A 16,442-nucleotide genomic window follows, 5' to 3' on the forward strand; every position below is an offset into this window, starting at 1 on the left:
CCAAGGAGTTGTTATTGATGCTGTATATAACTGCCTTTTAATTTAATAACGATCTTCCGCAATAGGACGCTTTTCTTTAGTAGGAAAGCGTCTTTTTGATATGCCCCTACACATTAAGGGATTAGATTTTGTTAAGGTAAAAAAAGATTGTGAAGATTTTCACTTAAACTCCCATGAAAATAAAAACGGAAAAAGGGCATGAAAAAACAGACCCAGAAAAACCAGTTTTTAAAAAAAGGCTGAGCCTCTTGAAGGAAGGAGTATGAGGTTGGCTGGTAAAACCAAATAGTAATACCTTTCTACTTAAAATAAAATCAGAAAGGCTGGCGCAACAACCAGAAAAAGGATTAATCTCCCATAAGTGCTACCCCTAAATGGGCGCGACAGTCGGTGGTACACCGTGGTCGTTGGAGTCAGACTAACGGATGGGCTCAAAGGCACCATAGTTCAAAGACCTTCTTCGCCAGCATTAAAACAGTATAGACTGCATGAACTATTTTCATTCTCTGTGGAGAAGCGATGATTTTTACGCTTCATGGATGGCTAACGGGGGCTTTAGTTCAAGATGGATCGCTGCGTCGGTCTTTTTTCTTGTTGAACGGGGCAGATTAGCTGAAGAAGGAAATAGAAAATAAAAGTAGAATTTATTTAAAGGATTGAATTTGTTATTCCGAGTCAGAATAGTTAAACAACGATTGATTAATTGGGAGTTAGAAGATGAAAAATAAAAAACGAAATAGAGACGGCTTTTTTAAAGATACCCTAATTGAGTTTATATTTGAAGTGGTTTGGAACATCTTAATGTTTATACCAAGAATGATAATTCGCTTAATAGGGAACATTTGGTGAAGTAGTTAGTCAAAATAGAGATAATGGAGGGCGATTGCAAATAAGAGCAGTCGTTTTTTTACAAACAAGACAGGTTAGTTAGTTGACGATGAGAAGATATAAAAAAGGTCTTATCCAAAGCCCTTAAAGGAGTAATATCAAGTAGACAAATAATTGTTACAAGGGAGGGAGGATTTATGGGGTGAAGAATTGGGTAATTCGAGTTCTCGTTATTATTGCAGGGTTATTTCTATGGGCTGTTTTGAGAATTCTATTTCATTATCCTTATTAAACTAAAGGGTGCGAGAGTTAAAGAAACAAGATCGGTGCGACGGTCTTGTTTCTTGTTTTGCTAACGGGGCAGGTTAATTTAATAAGAAACAATTCGAATAGGAGATAAAAAACAACCCAATAACCATAAATTGGGTTGTTTTTTTTGTTGACACAATTTTTGTCCTAATGTTAGGATAAAAGAGTCCTATAATTAGGATAAATAATTTTAGGATAAATAATATTAGGGTAAAGGGAGAGAGATATAAATGACAGTTTTATCAACTATTCTCCAAGCTTTATTAGGATTAGGCTTCCTAATGTTTGGATTTATGAAGTTCGGTTCAAAGCAAATGGTTGAAGGATTTAAACATTTTGGGTATCCAGGATGGTTTAGAGTATTTACAGGATTAGTGGAACTTATTTCGGCTGCTTTAGTTATTGCAGGTATTTGGAATGAAACATTGGCTGCTTGGGGTGGATTGCTAATAGCTGTAACGATGATTGGGGCTATTTTTACTCATATCAAAATTAAAGATTCAGTCAAAAATATGATGATGCCAATCATTTTATTCATATTAGGATTAATTGTATTACTAATAAATTTTGGTTCATTGCTTTAAGCCTATATGTATAATGATGAAATCGGAATTTGGGCAACCTATAGCTATACACTTTGACCCAATCGGACACTAGCTGTTATAGCGATTAGAGGTAATGGCAGTATTATTGATGAATTGTAGACTACGTTTGATAATAAGGATTTCATTTGAAACAGTTACCATTCAGCCTAAAGGTGAAGAACTTCGGATGCTGCTAATTGAGATTCCAACTGAACTTGATGATCCTTTATATAGAAAATCAAGATAACCTTAATTGTTAAAGGAGGTTTGGTAATGGAAGAACAAAGTGATCTGGATTTGAGATTGTTTCGTGTTTGGATGAAGGCTTCCAGAGCTGTTGTCACAAATATTCAGAAGGACATTGAAAGTCATAAAATTAATAATGAAAATTTTATGATTCTTGAATTGCTTTACAGTAAAGGTCCTCATCCTGTCCAAAAAATTAGTGAGAAATTCTCTATTCCAAGTGGAAGTATTACCTATGTTGTAGATAAGTTAGAAAAGAAAGGTCTTGTAGAAAGACAACCAAACCCAAATGACAGAAGGGCTTCTAATGTCGTACTGACAGAAGAAGGAAGAGCATTATTTGACGAGATTTTTCCCAAACACGTTGCAACCATTTCTCAAAATTTATCATTTATCTCGAATGATGAAAAAGAACAGCTAATTGATTTATTAAAGAGAATTGGAATGGGTGCACAAAGTTTGGAAAAATAAATTTTAATTAGCTAAATAGGAGGAAAAAACAATGACAAATGAAAAATTAAATGTAGGTATTATTTTAGGTAGTACAAGACAGGGACGAGTTAGCCCACAAGTGGGAGAATGGGTGAAAGGAATTGCTGACAAACGTGGAGATGCAAACTATGAAATTGTAGATATTGCTGATTATCAATTACCTTTTTTAGGAACAACTGATGGGACTGAACCAGGAATTGCAGCTTGGAACGAAAAACTTAACAGCTTGGATGGATTCGTATTTATCGTTCAGGAATATAATCACAGTATAACAGGAGCCTTAAAAAATGCACTTGATTTCGCTCGTGATGCCTGGAATAACAAAGCAGCAGGTATCGTTAGCTATGGTTCAACTGGAGGTGCCCGTGCAGCTGAACATTTACGAGGAATAATGGGTGAACTAATGATTGCAGATGTTCGTGTTCACCCTACACTGTCCTTATTTACCGACTTTGAAAACTATACTACTTTTAAGCCAGCTGAATTACACCTTAATAATGTAAATGCAATGCTTGACCAAGTTGTTGCTTGGAGTGGTGCATTACAAACTTTAAGAAAATAATCAAAGATATATTGAACTGAAATTCGAATATCATATACTACCTAAAAGGGTGATACATATTATTCATGATAATATGTATCACCCTTATTTTTCTACCTGTTCCATTTAGGGCAGGCCCCGTATATCTACTTTCATATTATTTCCTCCAATAGATTTACCCTTTCACTGCACCTTGCGTCAGACCATTTACGAGGTACTTTTGACAGAAAGCAAACAAGATCATTGTAGGAATAACCGATAGTACCGTTCCAGCTGACATTGCTCCCCATTCAATATCATATTTTTTTATAAAAGAATTCATCGCCACCGGAATGGTTTTGACCGATTCCTCATCAATAAACATGACCGCCATAATTAGCTCGTTCCAGCACTGAACAAACGCAAATATTAAGGTGGCCATAATTCCTGGCAGCATAACAGGAACAATGACCTTAAATAATGCGCTTATTCTTGAGCATCCATCTATCATGGCAGCTTCTTCCAATGAGGCAGGGATTCTCTGGAAAAATCCAACCATAATGATCGTGCAGAAAGGAATCAACATAACCGTATAGATCAGCATTAAGGAAAACAAATGATTAATAAGCTGCATTTTTGACATCATCATATATAACGGAGCCATACCAATGAAAATAGGGACCATTTGAGTAATAAGGAAGCCACCCATCACCTGTCCTTTCCCTTTAAATTTAAATCTTGCAAGGACATATCCCCCAAGCAAAGAAATAATCAATACAATAAAGGAAGCAACAATGGAAACGAAAAAGCTGTTGAAAATATAAGTTTGAAAATGAGAGATTTTAAATATTTGAATATAATTATCCAGTGTGAATTCTTTTGGCCAGTATTGAATCGGCAGAGAAAAAATATCCTTCTGTGTTTTAAAGGAAGTAATAATGATCCAATACAATGGAAAAATGGTGATGGCCAAAAAAATGCTTAAAAAACCTACTTTCAGAGTACGAAGCCAAATTCCAGCATTAGTCATTAAAAATCACCTTTCTTTTCAAATTTTGAAGCTTTTATGAAAAACACCATGAAAGAAAGAAGGATGACAACGATGATAAGACCTACTGCAGAGGCTTGTCCATAGTTCTGTTCAAACATAACCTTATCAATCAGGTATGTAGAGAGAATATGCGTTGCACCAGCCGGACCTCCATTTGTCATGGAATAGATAATATCCGGGAAATTGAGAATCCAAATTACTCTCAAGAGAATGGTAATAAAGAGGGTAGGTAAAATATAAGGCAAGGTAATATAGAAAAGCTGATGAAGCTTGTTTGCCCCATCTATTTCAGCCGCTTCATACAACTCGTCAGGTATCGATTGTAGCGCTGCCAAAATCATAATGGCAAAGAACGCTACTCCATACCAAATATTCGCGATAATAACAGAGGCCATCGCCCACTTGGCTTCGGCTAAAAACGCAATAGGTGCATCAATCAACCCTGTTTTGAGAAGAAGATCATTAATGACTCCAAATTGCCCGTTAAACATCCATCGCCAAATGAGCCCAATCAAGAATCCCGACATCGCCCATGGAAAGAAGACTAGACCTTGATAGATTCCTCTACCTTTGAAGTGTTTCCTCATGCTTAGGGCAAGCGCAAAGCCAAGGACCAATTGAAAAAATAATGAGAAGAAAACCCAATACACACTGTTCTTAACAATGGTGGCAAAGTTAGGACTTGAAATAACAGCTTTAAAATTATCCAATCCAATAAAATGAATATTCATTAAGTCGAAGAGGGTGTAATTCTGAAAAGCCATAACGGATCCCTTAATGATGGGATAATATACAAATACCGATACTAGAACAATCGCAGGCGCTAGACAAAGAAGAATAAAAATCCCTTCTTTTGAGAAACGAAAGGGGGCTTTCTCAAGCTGAACTCCTGGATTGTTCGCATGTAAAATCTGCTTCTCCATTTTCAAAAGATTTCCTCCTTACTTTAGTAACAGGGAGAAATGGATAGCTTTCGCTATCCATTTCCATTGCCAAACTACTTTTTGTTTTCCGCTTTTTCTTTAGTCCAATATTCATCCCATTTTTTCAAGAGATCTTTAGCCGATGTATTTCCGGATAAGAAGGCTTGAAGATCTTGGTCAGCGGCTGACTGCCATGCACCCCATCCCTTGAAATCGATTGGTCTTGTCACGTCGAGGAATATATCCGGTTGTGCGTTCATATCTCCGTACGGTTTAAAATAACCTGTTTTATAAAATTCATCATCAAAAGCATTCTGATGAACTGGAATGACAGAACTCCTTTTTGTATAATCATTGCTCTGTTCCGGATCACTGAGAAACTCAATAAGCTTCCATGCTTCTTTTTTATGTTTAGAGTAGGCGGCCATCCCCCAGCCAGGCCCGCTGACTACTTGCTGGGCTACACCAGATGGTCCAATCGGTAGAGGTGCCGTTGCCCATGTTCCATCCTGCAGCTTTTCCTTCGCGGCATCAATGACTTCCGCATCCTGGATCAACATCGCGGTGCTCCCTGAAACAAATCCTTGCACCATTTCTGGGTAGCCCCAGTTGATCGAATCTGGAGGAGAAACTTCCTTATAAACCTTCTTATAAAAATTTAACGCTTCCAACGATTCAGGTGAGGAGAATAAAGTCTTACCATTCTTTAAGTAAAAGGCATTATCTGGATTAACCTCTTTACCATTGTAAGCCCACATCGTAATTAGAGCGTAATCCCATCCAGTCGGACCTCCACGAAAACTATATCCATAGCGATTCTTAGCTGGGTCTGTTAATTTCTTTGCTGCTTCATAGAATTCGTCCCATGTTTTGGGTACTTCTAGTCCTGCTTCCTTAAACCAATCGGTACGGTAAAATAAGACACGCTCATACAATCCGTTAGGGATGTAGTACGGAGTATTATCCACCCAATTGGCCCGCTTTTTGGCAATAACGTTCAAGGAATCGTAGTTTTTCCATTTCTCTGTGTAAGGCTTCAAATTCTCGATGAAACCATTCATAGCAAATTGTTTGGCATTAAATTCGCGGACTTCCACAACATCCAGCGCCTCTTTAGCCATAAGCATTTGGGTGATTTTTTGGTCAGCACCATTAAAAGGTGGGGAGATCAATTCTACTTTGATATTCGGATTCGCAGCTTCAAACTTGTCGATTAACTCGTTGAGCAATGCCGTTCTTGACGGGCTTGAAAGGCTTTCAATCATTTTTAAGGTAACCTTTCCATCCGAATCTTTCCCATTGCCATTCGACTCCGTACTTGATCCCTGGCTGCAACCTACAACAATAGAAAGTAATAGGCAAATGGAGAAAAATAATGCAACATACTTTTTCCTACTTCTCATCTAAATCCCCCTAATAGCGCAAAATATTGTCGTTACCTTGTCCCACCTGATTGCATGAGATGTTATAACCTACTTAAAATTGATAGTTTCTAATCACCTCAATCCATGGAACAAAATTAATCAGGCTATCATTGATGTCTGAATACCCATAAAGATTACACAACAATGACAACCCTTACATAAATTATTTCAATAATATTAAATACAATTTTAAAAATCAACAAATTATTCTAAATATTCTTAATTATGTAAAAATATTATAAAAATAGGTAAAGATATTATAAAAATAGCTAAAATTATTTAAAACTCTTCGATTACTCACATTCTATTGGCTTTTAGTTTTTGCCTTTTTGCTAATGTGCAATAGAGGCAGGAAAACAAAAAGTATTTATATAAAGCTCAAATACTCAAAAGATACTAGTGGAAATAGTAAATAGATAACATTCGAAAATAGCCATTTAGTTGGACGATAATTCTGACCATAGCGTTTACACAAAATAAGCTAAAAATCGAACGAAATTGCAAAAAACGCCCTCAAAAAATCATGAACTGCACCCCAATAAAGTGGATGCCATTTTCTGGCTGTCAATATTATTTGATGCATGATAGTTGTCAAAAACCGTTAGCTGTGACTAACGGTTTTTGTTAAGGTGTAGGGGACAAGTTTGCAAAGTTTATGTTGCATAAATATTATGTAGTGGTTGTAAAACACTTTACATGAACATTTTTTACTAATTTGGAAATTACATTGGAAATATTAACTAACTTTATAGTGATTTTGATATAATATTCTATGTGAATAAAAAAATGTTAGTGAGGTTCTGGTTAAAAAAATGGCAAATATTATCGGATTTATAACATTATTAGCAACCATAATAGTACCAATAGTAATTTATTTGATTTCACGTAATAAAAAAGAATTAAGCTATGAGGTATCATCTTCTACTTTGTTAGCAGAAAATCAAGAGTTTAGAGATAAACTTAAAATTTTTATTGAAGATAAAGAGATTACTAGTGATATTTATTTAGTCCTTTTGAGAATAATTAACAGTGGTAAAATTCCGATAAGGGAGGAAGACTTTACAGGTGATATAGATATTCATTTGGAAGGTGAACTACTTCAAGCGGAGGTAAAAGAAAAACTGCCTAACAATTTGACAGTAAAATTGGATAAAGAAATGTCCTATTTTAGTTTACTAAGTGTTAAACCGCTCCTACTAAATAAAGGAGATGAATTTACTTTAAAAATATTATCAACCAAAAATGAACAGGGTATAAAAGTTAATAGTAGAATAGTCGATGTAAAAGAAATTGAAAAATATAGAGCCCCAGCTTTTACCACCTATGACATTGTTGCACTTGTTGTTATGGGAGTGGCATTTGCAATTTCATTTTATTTTGGTCAGGGCAAGAATAAATGGTATTCTTCATTTACCTTTGGAATAGCATTAGGAAGTTTTGTTGTTATTCTTAAACAATTTTGGAGCATGTTTAAGAATTTGGCTAAAAGAAATCGTCAGCCAAAATAACATAAAATAATGAGAATCATTAATAAATGTTAGAGAAAAACCGTTAGAAGGGACTAACGGTTTTTTGTTGAAGAGAGGGCGCAACAGGATTTTATTTTCACACAATTGCTTTAATAAAGCTTAAAGTACATACTTGCTAGCGGGTCGAATGGAATATCAAAAAGCTGTTAGATACTTTTAACAGCTTTTTGTTTGAGCAGTAAGATGTTGACCGAAGATACTTAAGAATTTAAAGGAAATTTAATTTAATTAATTCTTCGCGTCCTTCTTCGCCAAAATTTGTATGGTATAAAATTATTTCCCCATCCGAACTAACTTTGAATACTTTTTGACCATATAGATGGCTGACAATGCCACTGAACTTCTAGCGCCCAATCAACCATCAACTTTAGGATTTGTTTTAATTATACATTTTAGGAAACTAAGAGTGTGTATTTTTTATTAATTTGTGTATCTAAATGAAATTTATGGAAACGACTCTTAAAAATATATTCGATTATTGGTATAATTTAACTATATATAATAAATTAACCGATTAAGGAAGGTTTAGGATGAAACATTATTGTAATAGATGTAAACAACAAAATAATCATAAAATATTATTTGAAATCAAAAAAGAATATACTCCAGAAAATACTCCTAAAATGCAAATTGATTATGCCGAGGGATCTTGGAAAATAATTGAATGTTTGGGCTGTGAGCAAGTATCGTTTTTTGAAAGATGGATAAACAGTGAAGATATAGATTATGAAACAGGGATGGCACATGAATATATAAAATATTATCCAGAACGAGAAGAAGAGTATTTAATTCACCAACAATTTCACTTAATTCCAAGACAAATCCGGAATTTATACACAGAATCTATTAAGACATATAATAATAAATTGTACTTCTCAAGTACAGCATGCCTTAGGGCAATCATTGAAGCTACATGTAATAACCTTGGATTAAGTGAGGGAACTATTGAAAAAAAAATAAATAGTCTATTTGACAAGGGCTTTTTAACAAAACAACATGCGGATATTTTACATGAACATCGTTTACTTGGGAATAAAGCTTTACATGAAATAAAAATACCAACAAAAGAAGAATTATTAATTGCAATAAAAATTATTGAACACACATTAGAAAACATATACGAATTACAGGATAAAGTTGAAGAATTAAGATGGCTTAAGGAAAAAAGAATGAAAAAGAATAATTAATTTTTTAGCAGCCTCCTCTAGGCTGTTTATGCGTATAAGCGCAATTATATGTAAAAAATACTAAACTACACATACTGTTATGTTTATTTTTCATAGAATATGAAAATACTATATATTGAAACTAATGTTGGAGGGAAGCTAGTTATGCATAATTGGAAATGGGAAATACATTTTGAAGCTGAAGTGGAAGGTGTTTTTTCTAATGAAGCAATTGAAATCAAAGATGAGAAAACATCAATCGATTTGAAGATTAATTTTACTAGCGTTGAAGGTCATTTGAAAGACAAAGTCCACTTTGAGTGTCTAGATTATAAGTCAGATACAAAGGAAAAAGCAGAGCAAAACACTAAAGAATTAGTGACAAATGTTATTAACATTTTTGCTGATAAGTTTGGAGCATCTTTTACTCAATTACTTATAATCCATGTGAGAGAATTTGGCAAAGATTGGATGGTAAAAAGAGCTTCCTTAAGATTGGTTAATGTAAAAAATTCGCAACTGACTGATACCCATAAAAAGGATCTAATCGCTAGTCTAAAAGACGAGAATTATATAAAGTTTTTAGCTACGAATCCCCAAGCAGTGATATACAGAAGTATTATTTTTTCACAAAACAAAGTAGGGAATTTTATAGCTATGTATAGTCTCTTAAGTGAAATTATTGAAAATCATGGGGTTGAAACGGGAAGAGGCCAAGAGAAAGTTGATAATTTTATAAGATCTCAAGCATATTATTGGAATGCAGCAGATGATAAAGGTAGCACTATACTTAAAGATAAAAGTGGAAACCCAATCAAAGAAACAATTTATACTTGGTTAAGTAATCAAATAGGGCATACACAGTTAGATAGTGAAATACACAAAGTTGAAATTGAAATTGAAAATCGTTTCCTGTTACTCGTCCAACTAGTCCAAATTGCCATAAGAACATATCTAAGATAAAAATATTATTTTATTAAATTCCTTTAAAATGTGTATTTAGTAAAAGCTTTAATCGTTTGCATTTGTAACAAAAAGTAATACATTCATGTAAGGAGAGTAACAAATGATTCGTGAACTTTATAAGAAACATTTACTAAAAGATTCATACATAGATATTTCATTTCAAAGATACTTAAAATTTAAGGAGACAGCACTTTACGACGAATTCTATAAAAAAGAAATCCTTTCAGGATTAAACAGTTCTATGAATGGACAGGAAATCAGTCGGCATAACGTAGTTGAAACCGTAAAGAAAATCCAAAAAGAAAACCCGGCAGCCGGAAGCTTTGTTCATTGGAGCAATACAGGTGATCTGGTAAAGTACGCAGAGGCGCGTTCAGAGGAAGTGGCGGAGCTTCTTAATCAGCTGTTTCATTCTTCTACATTATCCATTGAAGAGAGGATTGAATCCTTTAGGGCAAAAGCAAAAGACTTTAACCCTGATATTTCATTGGGAGCTCCATTATTCGGTTACTTATACGCTGCTTATGACTATACGAAATACCCGATATATAAACAAGAAGTGTTTACAGATATCAAGAAATCGTATGGGATTGAGATGAAACTAGGGTCAGTTGGCAGCAATTATGAAGCGTTTTTGAATCTAGTTGAGATTGCATTGGAACACTTTAAACCAACTTATCCTGAGTTAACGATTTTAGATATTCAGGATTTCTTTTTCTGCAGTACACAGTATGATCAAATCATGGTGGAAAGTGCTGTTGAATATTTGTATCAAATGGCTGTTGAATTAAGTGTGTTCATGAAACACCCTGAAGGATTACTCGATCTTCTTACAACAATGGACCAACAGCATTTACACTTACTTCGAGAATATTATCGAAACAGTGAGAAAATTAATCTCATTAAATTTATGGTTCTTGATAAAATCCTTAATTCTGGATCTATTAATCTTGTCGAATTGGAAGAGATTAAAGATCAAGTGAAAGTGAAATACGAAACGAACATCCTGCAAGCCTGGAATAATTTTACGATTCTTTTCCAGCTGTATTATGCTGATAAAAAGCAAAAGGTTCAGGAAGAGCTGAGGAAAATTCATACAGCCATTCGCCATATGGATGAATTTAAAGTAAAAAACTTTGTAAAGGATAAAGTGTTAAACGGCTTCAATTGGAATCAAAACTTTGGGCGATCCGAGTGCTGGCTGGCAGTTTATGAGGAAGGATATGAAAAGCATCAAATAGCACCACAATTTTTTGTGTCAATCGATGAAATGGGAATTCGTTATGGTTTGTATTATGGGGATCAGCATCCTAAGAAAGGACAGAATGATATTGCAAGTAATGCTAATATCGAATCTTTTACCTATGAAGAATTTCATCAAAAAATGGCTGAAGTTTTCAATCGGTATAGAGAACAGAGTCCTATAGAAGTCAAATATAACATAGATCCAAATCCAACGGGACAGGAAATTAGTACTGAAACATGGATTAATCTCCTTCAAGATCGTAAGATTTTTTATGAAAGTGATTTAGTGTATCTTTATAAAATGTACGAATTAGGCGGGGAGGCAACAGCTACACAATTGGCTGCTGCATTAGACAAACATTTTTCATCTTTTAATTCCCCTGTTGTTTATCTGGCCAAACGAGTACTGGAAAACCACCATTTTCTTTGGCGGCTAAAACCAAATCTAAAAGAAGCCATTGCAGCTGTCCATGACGAAGAGAATCAATTAGAAAGCTACACAAAAGAAGATTTCTTAAAAGAAGTATTTATGGATGAAAAACAATACGATACGATATTGAACCTCTTACAGTACAAAAAGAATTTAATATTTCAGGGACCTCCGGGCGTTGGGAAAACCTTTGTTTCGAAGAGGCTTGCCTATTCCTTAATGGGTGTCAAGGACCCAAATCGGGTTGAAATGGTTCAGTTCCATCAAAACTATGCTTACGAAGACTTTGTGATGGGGTATAGACCAAATGAACAAGGATTTTTATTGCAAAATGGTATTTTCTTTGATTTTTGCGATCGCGCTTTAAAAAATCCGGAACAGGATTTTTATTTCATCATTGATGAGATAAATCGTGGGAACTTGTCCAAGATTTTTGGCGAACTGTTTATGCTTATTGAGCGGGATAAACGCGATGAATTTGTAACAATGGGTTATTCCAAAAAGAAATTTACGGTTCCAAGTAATGTGTATTTGATTGGCACCATGAATACAGCTGACCGCTCGTTAGCGCAGTTAGAAGTTGCCCTTCGCCGTCGCTTTGCGTTTGTTACGCTTTCGCCTGTATTTAATGAGAAATGGCGTAATACTCTTCAAGAATCAGGTGTATCCGATCAATTGGTGAACCGGATTTTATTTGCGGTGGAAAAGATGAATAAAGTCATAAACGAAGATTACCAGTTAGGAAGCGGTTATTCTATAGGACACTCGTTTTTCACGGCAAAGCCAGACAATCTGGATGAGACTTTGTGGTATGAAAATATACTTAACTTTGAAATCATCCCTTTATTAGAGGAATACTTCTTCGACCGCCCGGAAATCGTGCAGTCATTGATTGAGGGGATCTAGATGGAATCGTCGTTTAAAGTCCCAATCCGAAACTTATTCTGTCTGTTAAGTTATTTGAATGAAATGCCGGATTTGGTTGAAAGCTTGAATGATGTGGATGAAGATTTGATTACCTATGACTTTATCGCTAATCAATTTTTGCAGGAAGTCCAAGCCTTAAATCGACGGGGGCTAATAAGAAATTATGTGGTAAGAAGGGAATCCACCAATCACCTCGGGGGACGAGTGATGATGAATGATTCTATGCCATTCATTGCTGCCAGACAGCCCATCGTGGTTTGCGAGAAAGATCAATATTCAGCTGATATTCTATTGAATCAAATTATGAAAAGCACGTTAAACATGATTTGTAATAACCGATTTGTAAATAAAGAAACAAGGAAACGCAGCTTTAAGTATCTGGATTATGTGGATGAAGTAAATGCACCGCCGCTCACCAAAGCCATTTTTTCAAAAATTTACTTTGGCAGGCACGACGTTCATTATAAACGGATGATTCATATCGCTAGATTATTGCATGAATTAACCCTATTATCCCATAAGCACGGTAACTGGAGTTTATTTAATGCAGAGCTTGATGAGACATCTTTAAATCAAATTTTCGAGAAATTCCTGTTCCACTTTTACCGGATAGAGCAGCAGGATTATCAGGTTGCATCCGAGTCGTTTAGGTGGAAACTGGATGGGAATCCATCATTATTGCCATTGATGAAAACGGATGTATCGTTAACACACAATAATGGGAAGCAGAAAATTGTCATGGACGCGAAGTTTTACAAAAACATTTTTCAAGAAAACTTCGGGAAAACATCCTTTCATAGCCATAATATGTATCAACTGTTCACCTACCTCATGCACCAGCCAAAAGATTTGAGCCTGAGGGGCATTTTAATTTATCCGTTTAATGGGGTAGAAGTGGATGAAACCTATTACTGGGATGAACGAATGACAATGGAAGTATTGTCATTGAATTTGGATGATTCGTGGAAGGATATTTATCGGAAATTGATGGGTGTTCTTTAGAAGGAGGCCTCTTCAGACACTACTAATGAAAGGGAAAAACCGATTCTATTAAAGGGAAAGTATAAACTGTCATGGAGTAACTCCTCTATTTTTATGGCTCAACAATCTGATTTTAGATTTTTATGTATCATAGTATAGAAGTAAAAACTACATTAGTTTGCGTAAAAATACTTTTTTCTTACAGATTAGACCCCAATTCCTCAATGAATAGGGGTCTCTTTAAGTTAATGAATCTTTGAATTTATTTTTTTTTTTAAACTAGCTATTTTTCCGCAATACACCCTTCTTAGCTAGGTTTACAAGTATCCCTTTATTTTTAAATTTGTTGTAAGCAATTAGCTTATTCAAATCTTTCACCGTCAATGTGGTAGGATCCACTGCAAGCTCATACCCATTTTTTACTTTATCAATTAAAGAGAGAGCAAATTCAATTTGCTTTGGTGTTAATGTATAGTCCTCTTGATCCGATGCCTGAACGGCCGAGTTTACTTTTTCAACCACTGATTGTTCAATCGTGGCTGCATGCTCTCTAAGCCTTGCCTCCACCAACGCCTCTACCTCAGCTTGACTAATGGACTTTATCTCTGGCTGAGGCGGTTTTTGATTGGAATTAAATAATTTATCAAGGATTCCCTTCAACATATTTTTCACATCTCTTTCATATTTTCATTATTTTCTATGTATGGAAATAATTACTTCAATTCTATTATTTAAACAATCTTGCAAAAAAACAATACTTTCAGAGGATTTTGTTGTTAAATTTGTAGAAAAATGCTGTTTTTCCAGGATAATTATAGTAATTATTTAGGATAATGTTCCTAATTATTGTATAATGGAGAAAAATGCAAATTTTGGAGCGGTTGTTATGGCCATTACGATTCCTGAAACGATTCGATCATCTGCCACAACTGGAGAACGATTATTTTTTCGAACGCTAAAAAACTTTCTGCCAGATGATTATATTGTCTACTTTGAGCCTGAGATTCAAGGGAGAAAGCCTGATTTCGTCATTATTGGACCGGACCTAGGTTTATTGGTTTTGGAAGTAAAGGATTATACTAGAAACACACTTTTGCAAATTAATCATGATGAATGGCATATAGTAGCTACTTCAGGTGAACAAACAATAGTATCTAGCCCATTGAAGCAGGCAAGAGACTATATGTTCCATATTGTCGATGTTTTGAAAAAAGATATAAACCTCATCGAAGTAGATGGGAAATATAAATTAAAATTAAAATTCCCCTATGGTCATGGTGTGGTATTTACCCGCTTATATAATAAGGATTTTATAAAAGATGGACTATACACAGTAATTGATCCGAATTTTTGTTTAACTAGGGATGAGATTGATCCAGATAAAGAGGAATTTTCTGAAGAGGTCCTTATGGAGAAAATCTTGAATATGTTTGTCGTTCCTTTCCGTTTAAAGGAGCCGCTTTCGATAGAGGACATTAATGCCATTCGTTATCATTTATTTCCTGAAGTTCGGATCAGTGCTGAATTTAAACCACCTGTTCCTTATCAAGATCAGCTATTGTTATCGCTTCATGACATCAAGACGATGGATCTTCACCAGGAGAATTTGGCCAAACAAATTGGCGATAAGAACCGTTTAATACGCGGGGTAGCAGGAAGCGGGAAAACGATTATTTTGGCGAGCAGAGCGAAGATGCTGTCAAAACAGAATCCTGATTGGAAAATTCTCATCCTATGCTACAACATTTCCCTTGCCAATGCTATTCAACAAATGATTAATCATATGCTGAATGAACCAGAGGATTTATTCGATTTTGATCCGAATAAAAAAGATGTGCAAAATCAGAACATTCTCGTGCGAAATTTTCATGCTTGGTTAAAGAATGATTTAAAGATTAGGGAACAGCAGCTTCCGGATTTCATTGAGAAAATCGAGAAGAAGGAAGCTATTCTACCAACCTATGATGCCGTTTTGATTGATGAGGGTCAGGATTTTGGGGCTGATTTGCTTCGTCTTGTAAGTTTACTGATTAATGGTGATACGCAGTCCCTTTTATTAGTAGAGGACAGAGCTCAGACCATTTATAAACGAAAACGTTCATACTTGCAGGATACCGGTTTAAGCTTTCAAGGAAGATCTAAAGTGCTGTCGATTAATTACCGAAATACGCAGCAAATCGTCAAGTTTGCCTGGGATTTCTATCGCAAGCATTCCCTGTTTAAAAATAAAGTAGTGAACCGCGAGCTTGAAGGAGATATTATTGCCCCGCAAAGCACAAAGAGAAAAGGTCCGGAACCGGGGATTGTGAAGGCAGCTAATTTTTTTGACGAGATGAGACTTGTCTCAAGACAAATATAAAAGCTGCATGAAGAAAGAAAGGTTCCTTTGGATGAAATGTTAATCCTTTATAGGGTCAAGCGGACACATAAATATCCGATTATCGATATTATTAAGAAGGCATTAACTGAAGTAGGGCTGCCATACTTTTGGATTACAGAAAATGATGTTTCAAAGCGCTCTTTTGCGAAAGAGGATGGTAAAGTTAAAATCAGTACAATCGACAGCAGTAAGGGCTTGGATTTCAGAGCGGTATTTATTGTAAATGTCGATTCCATGCCGTTTCCATTGGAAGAGGATAAAGAGCGGGAAGTGTCACTTTTATACATAGGGATGACCAGGGCGAAGGAATATCTTTGCTTGTCCTATTCAGGGGTATCGGAGTTTACGGAGTATCTTGATCAATTATTAATTGAGAAAAATCGAAACAGAAAAAGGATAGAAAAGATAAATTATTGAAAAATGAAAGTCTATAATAATATT

Annotated in this window: 13 protein-coding genes and 1 pseudogene; 10 read left to right on the plus strand and 4 right to left on the minus strand. The window is 35.1% G+C overall.

Going from position 1 to position 16,442, the window contains the following annotated elements; translation table 11 throughout:
• Nucleotides 1-488 precede the first annotated feature (488 nt).
• From AC59HZ_RS27955 to AC59HZ_RS27970, 4 genes are all read left to right on the plus strand, one after another.
• Entirely contained in the window at nucleotides 489-635 is a 147-nt protein-coding gene (locus tag AC59HZ_RS27955; RefSeq protein WP_496549036.1) for a hypothetical protein, read from the plus strand.
• A 732-nt stretch (nucleotides 636-1,367) separates the two neighbouring features.
• Complete coding sequence (locus AC59HZ_RS27960) at nucleotides 1,368-1,721, plus strand: DoxX family protein (protein WP_496549037.1); 354 nt, start codon at nucleotides 1,368-1,370, stop codon at nucleotides 1,719-1,721.
• A 273-nt stretch (nucleotides 1,722-1,994) separates the two neighbouring features.
• Complete coding sequence (locus tag AC59HZ_RS27965; protein ID WP_496549038.1) at nucleotides 1,995-2,438, plus strand: MarR family winged helix-turn-helix transcriptional regulator; 444 nt, start codon at nucleotides 1,995-1,997, stop codon at nucleotides 2,436-2,438.
• Nucleotides 2,439-2,469: 31 nt separating this feature from the next.
• Complete coding sequence (locus AC59HZ_RS27970) at nucleotides 2,470-3,021, plus strand: NADPH-dependent FMN reductase (protein ID WP_496549039.1); 552 nt, start codon at nucleotides 2,470-2,472, stop codon at nucleotides 3,019-3,021.
• A gap of 154 nt (nucleotides 3,022-3,175) precedes the next feature.
• On the opposite strand, the gene AC59HZ_RS27975 is transcribed toward AC59HZ_RS27970, so the two are convergent.
• The 3 genes from AC59HZ_RS27975 to AC59HZ_RS27985 form a co-directional block, all read right to left on the minus strand.
• Nucleotides 3,176-4,009: a carbohydrate ABC transporter permease gene (locus AC59HZ_RS27975; RefSeq protein ID WP_496549040.1), complete on the minus strand. Its 834-nt coding sequence runs from the start codon at nucleotides 4,007-4,009 to the stop codon at nucleotides 3,176-3,178.
• Entirely contained in the window at nucleotides 4,009-4,953 is a 945-nt protein-coding gene (locus AC59HZ_RS27980; RefSeq protein WP_496549094.1) for a carbohydrate ABC transporter permease, read from the minus strand. Before AC59HZ_RS27980 ends, AC59HZ_RS27975 begins: the two co-directional genes overlap by 1 nt.
• 74 nt (nucleotides 4,954-5,027) lie before the next feature.
• Nucleotides 5,028-6,356 (minus strand): ABC transporter substrate-binding protein, encoded by a 1,329-nt coding sequence (locus tag AC59HZ_RS27985; protein ID WP_496549041.1) that lies wholly within the window; start codon nucleotides 6,354-6,356, stop codon nucleotides 5,028-5,030.
• An 833-nt stretch (nucleotides 6,357-7,189) separates the two neighbouring features.
• On the opposite strand from AC59HZ_RS27985, the gene AC59HZ_RS27990 reads away from it, so the two are divergent.
• The 5 genes from AC59HZ_RS27990 to AC59HZ_RS28010 all read left to right on the plus strand — a co-directional run bounded on the left by AC59HZ_RS27990 (nucleotide 7,190) and on the right by AC59HZ_RS28010 (nucleotide 13,642).
• A complete protein-coding gene (locus tag AC59HZ_RS27990) occupies nucleotides 7,190-7,885 on the plus strand; it encodes a hypothetical protein (RefSeq protein WP_496549042.1) in 696 nt (231 codons plus the stop codon).
• Between the two features lie 551 nt (nucleotides 7,886-8,436).
• Nucleotides 8,437-9,093, plus strand: coding sequence for a DUF4145 domain-containing protein (locus AC59HZ_RS27995; RefSeq protein ID WP_496549043.1), 657 nt, complete (start codon nucleotides 8,437-8,439; stop codon nucleotides 9,091-9,093).
• Between the two features lie 144 nt (nucleotides 9,094-9,237).
• Entirely contained in the window at nucleotides 9,238-10,035 is a 798-nt protein-coding gene (locus tag AC59HZ_RS28000) for a hypothetical protein (RefSeq protein ID WP_496549044.1), read from the plus strand.
• A gap of 103 nt (nucleotides 10,036-10,138) precedes the next feature.
• On the plus strand, nucleotides 10,139-12,619 hold the full coding sequence (locus tag AC59HZ_RS28005; RefSeq protein ID WP_496549045.1) for an AAA family ATPase: 2,481 nt from the start codon (nucleotides 10,139-10,141) through the stop codon (nucleotides 12,617-12,619).
• Nucleotides 12,620-13,642 carry an McrC family protein gene (locus AC59HZ_RS28010; RefSeq protein ID WP_496549046.1) on the plus strand — a complete coding sequence of 341 codons (1,023 nt, stop codon included), beginning with the start codon at nucleotides 12,620-12,622 and terminating at the stop codon, nucleotides 13,640-13,642. It begins immediately after the preceding gene.
• A 258-nt stretch (nucleotides 13,643-13,900) separates the two neighbouring features.
• Here AC59HZ_RS28010 and AC59HZ_RS28015 read toward each other — a convergent pair whose 3' ends face one another.
• Nucleotides 13,901-14,284, minus strand: a complete 384-nt coding sequence (locus AC59HZ_RS28015; protein WP_496549047.1) for an ABC transporter ATP-binding protein — start codon at nucleotides 14,282-14,284, stop codon at nucleotides 13,901-13,903.
• Nucleotides 14,285-14,507: 223 nt separating this feature from the next.
• Between AC59HZ_RS28015 and AC59HZ_RS28020 the strand changes: the two are divergent.
• A pseudogene (locus AC59HZ_RS28020) lies at nucleotides 14,508-16,418 on the plus strand (3'-5' exonuclease).
• The last annotated feature ends 24 nt before the right edge of the window (nucleotides 16,419-16,442 follow it).

It is taken from the genome of Neobacillus sp. DZ-9, from assembly GCF_059587065.1.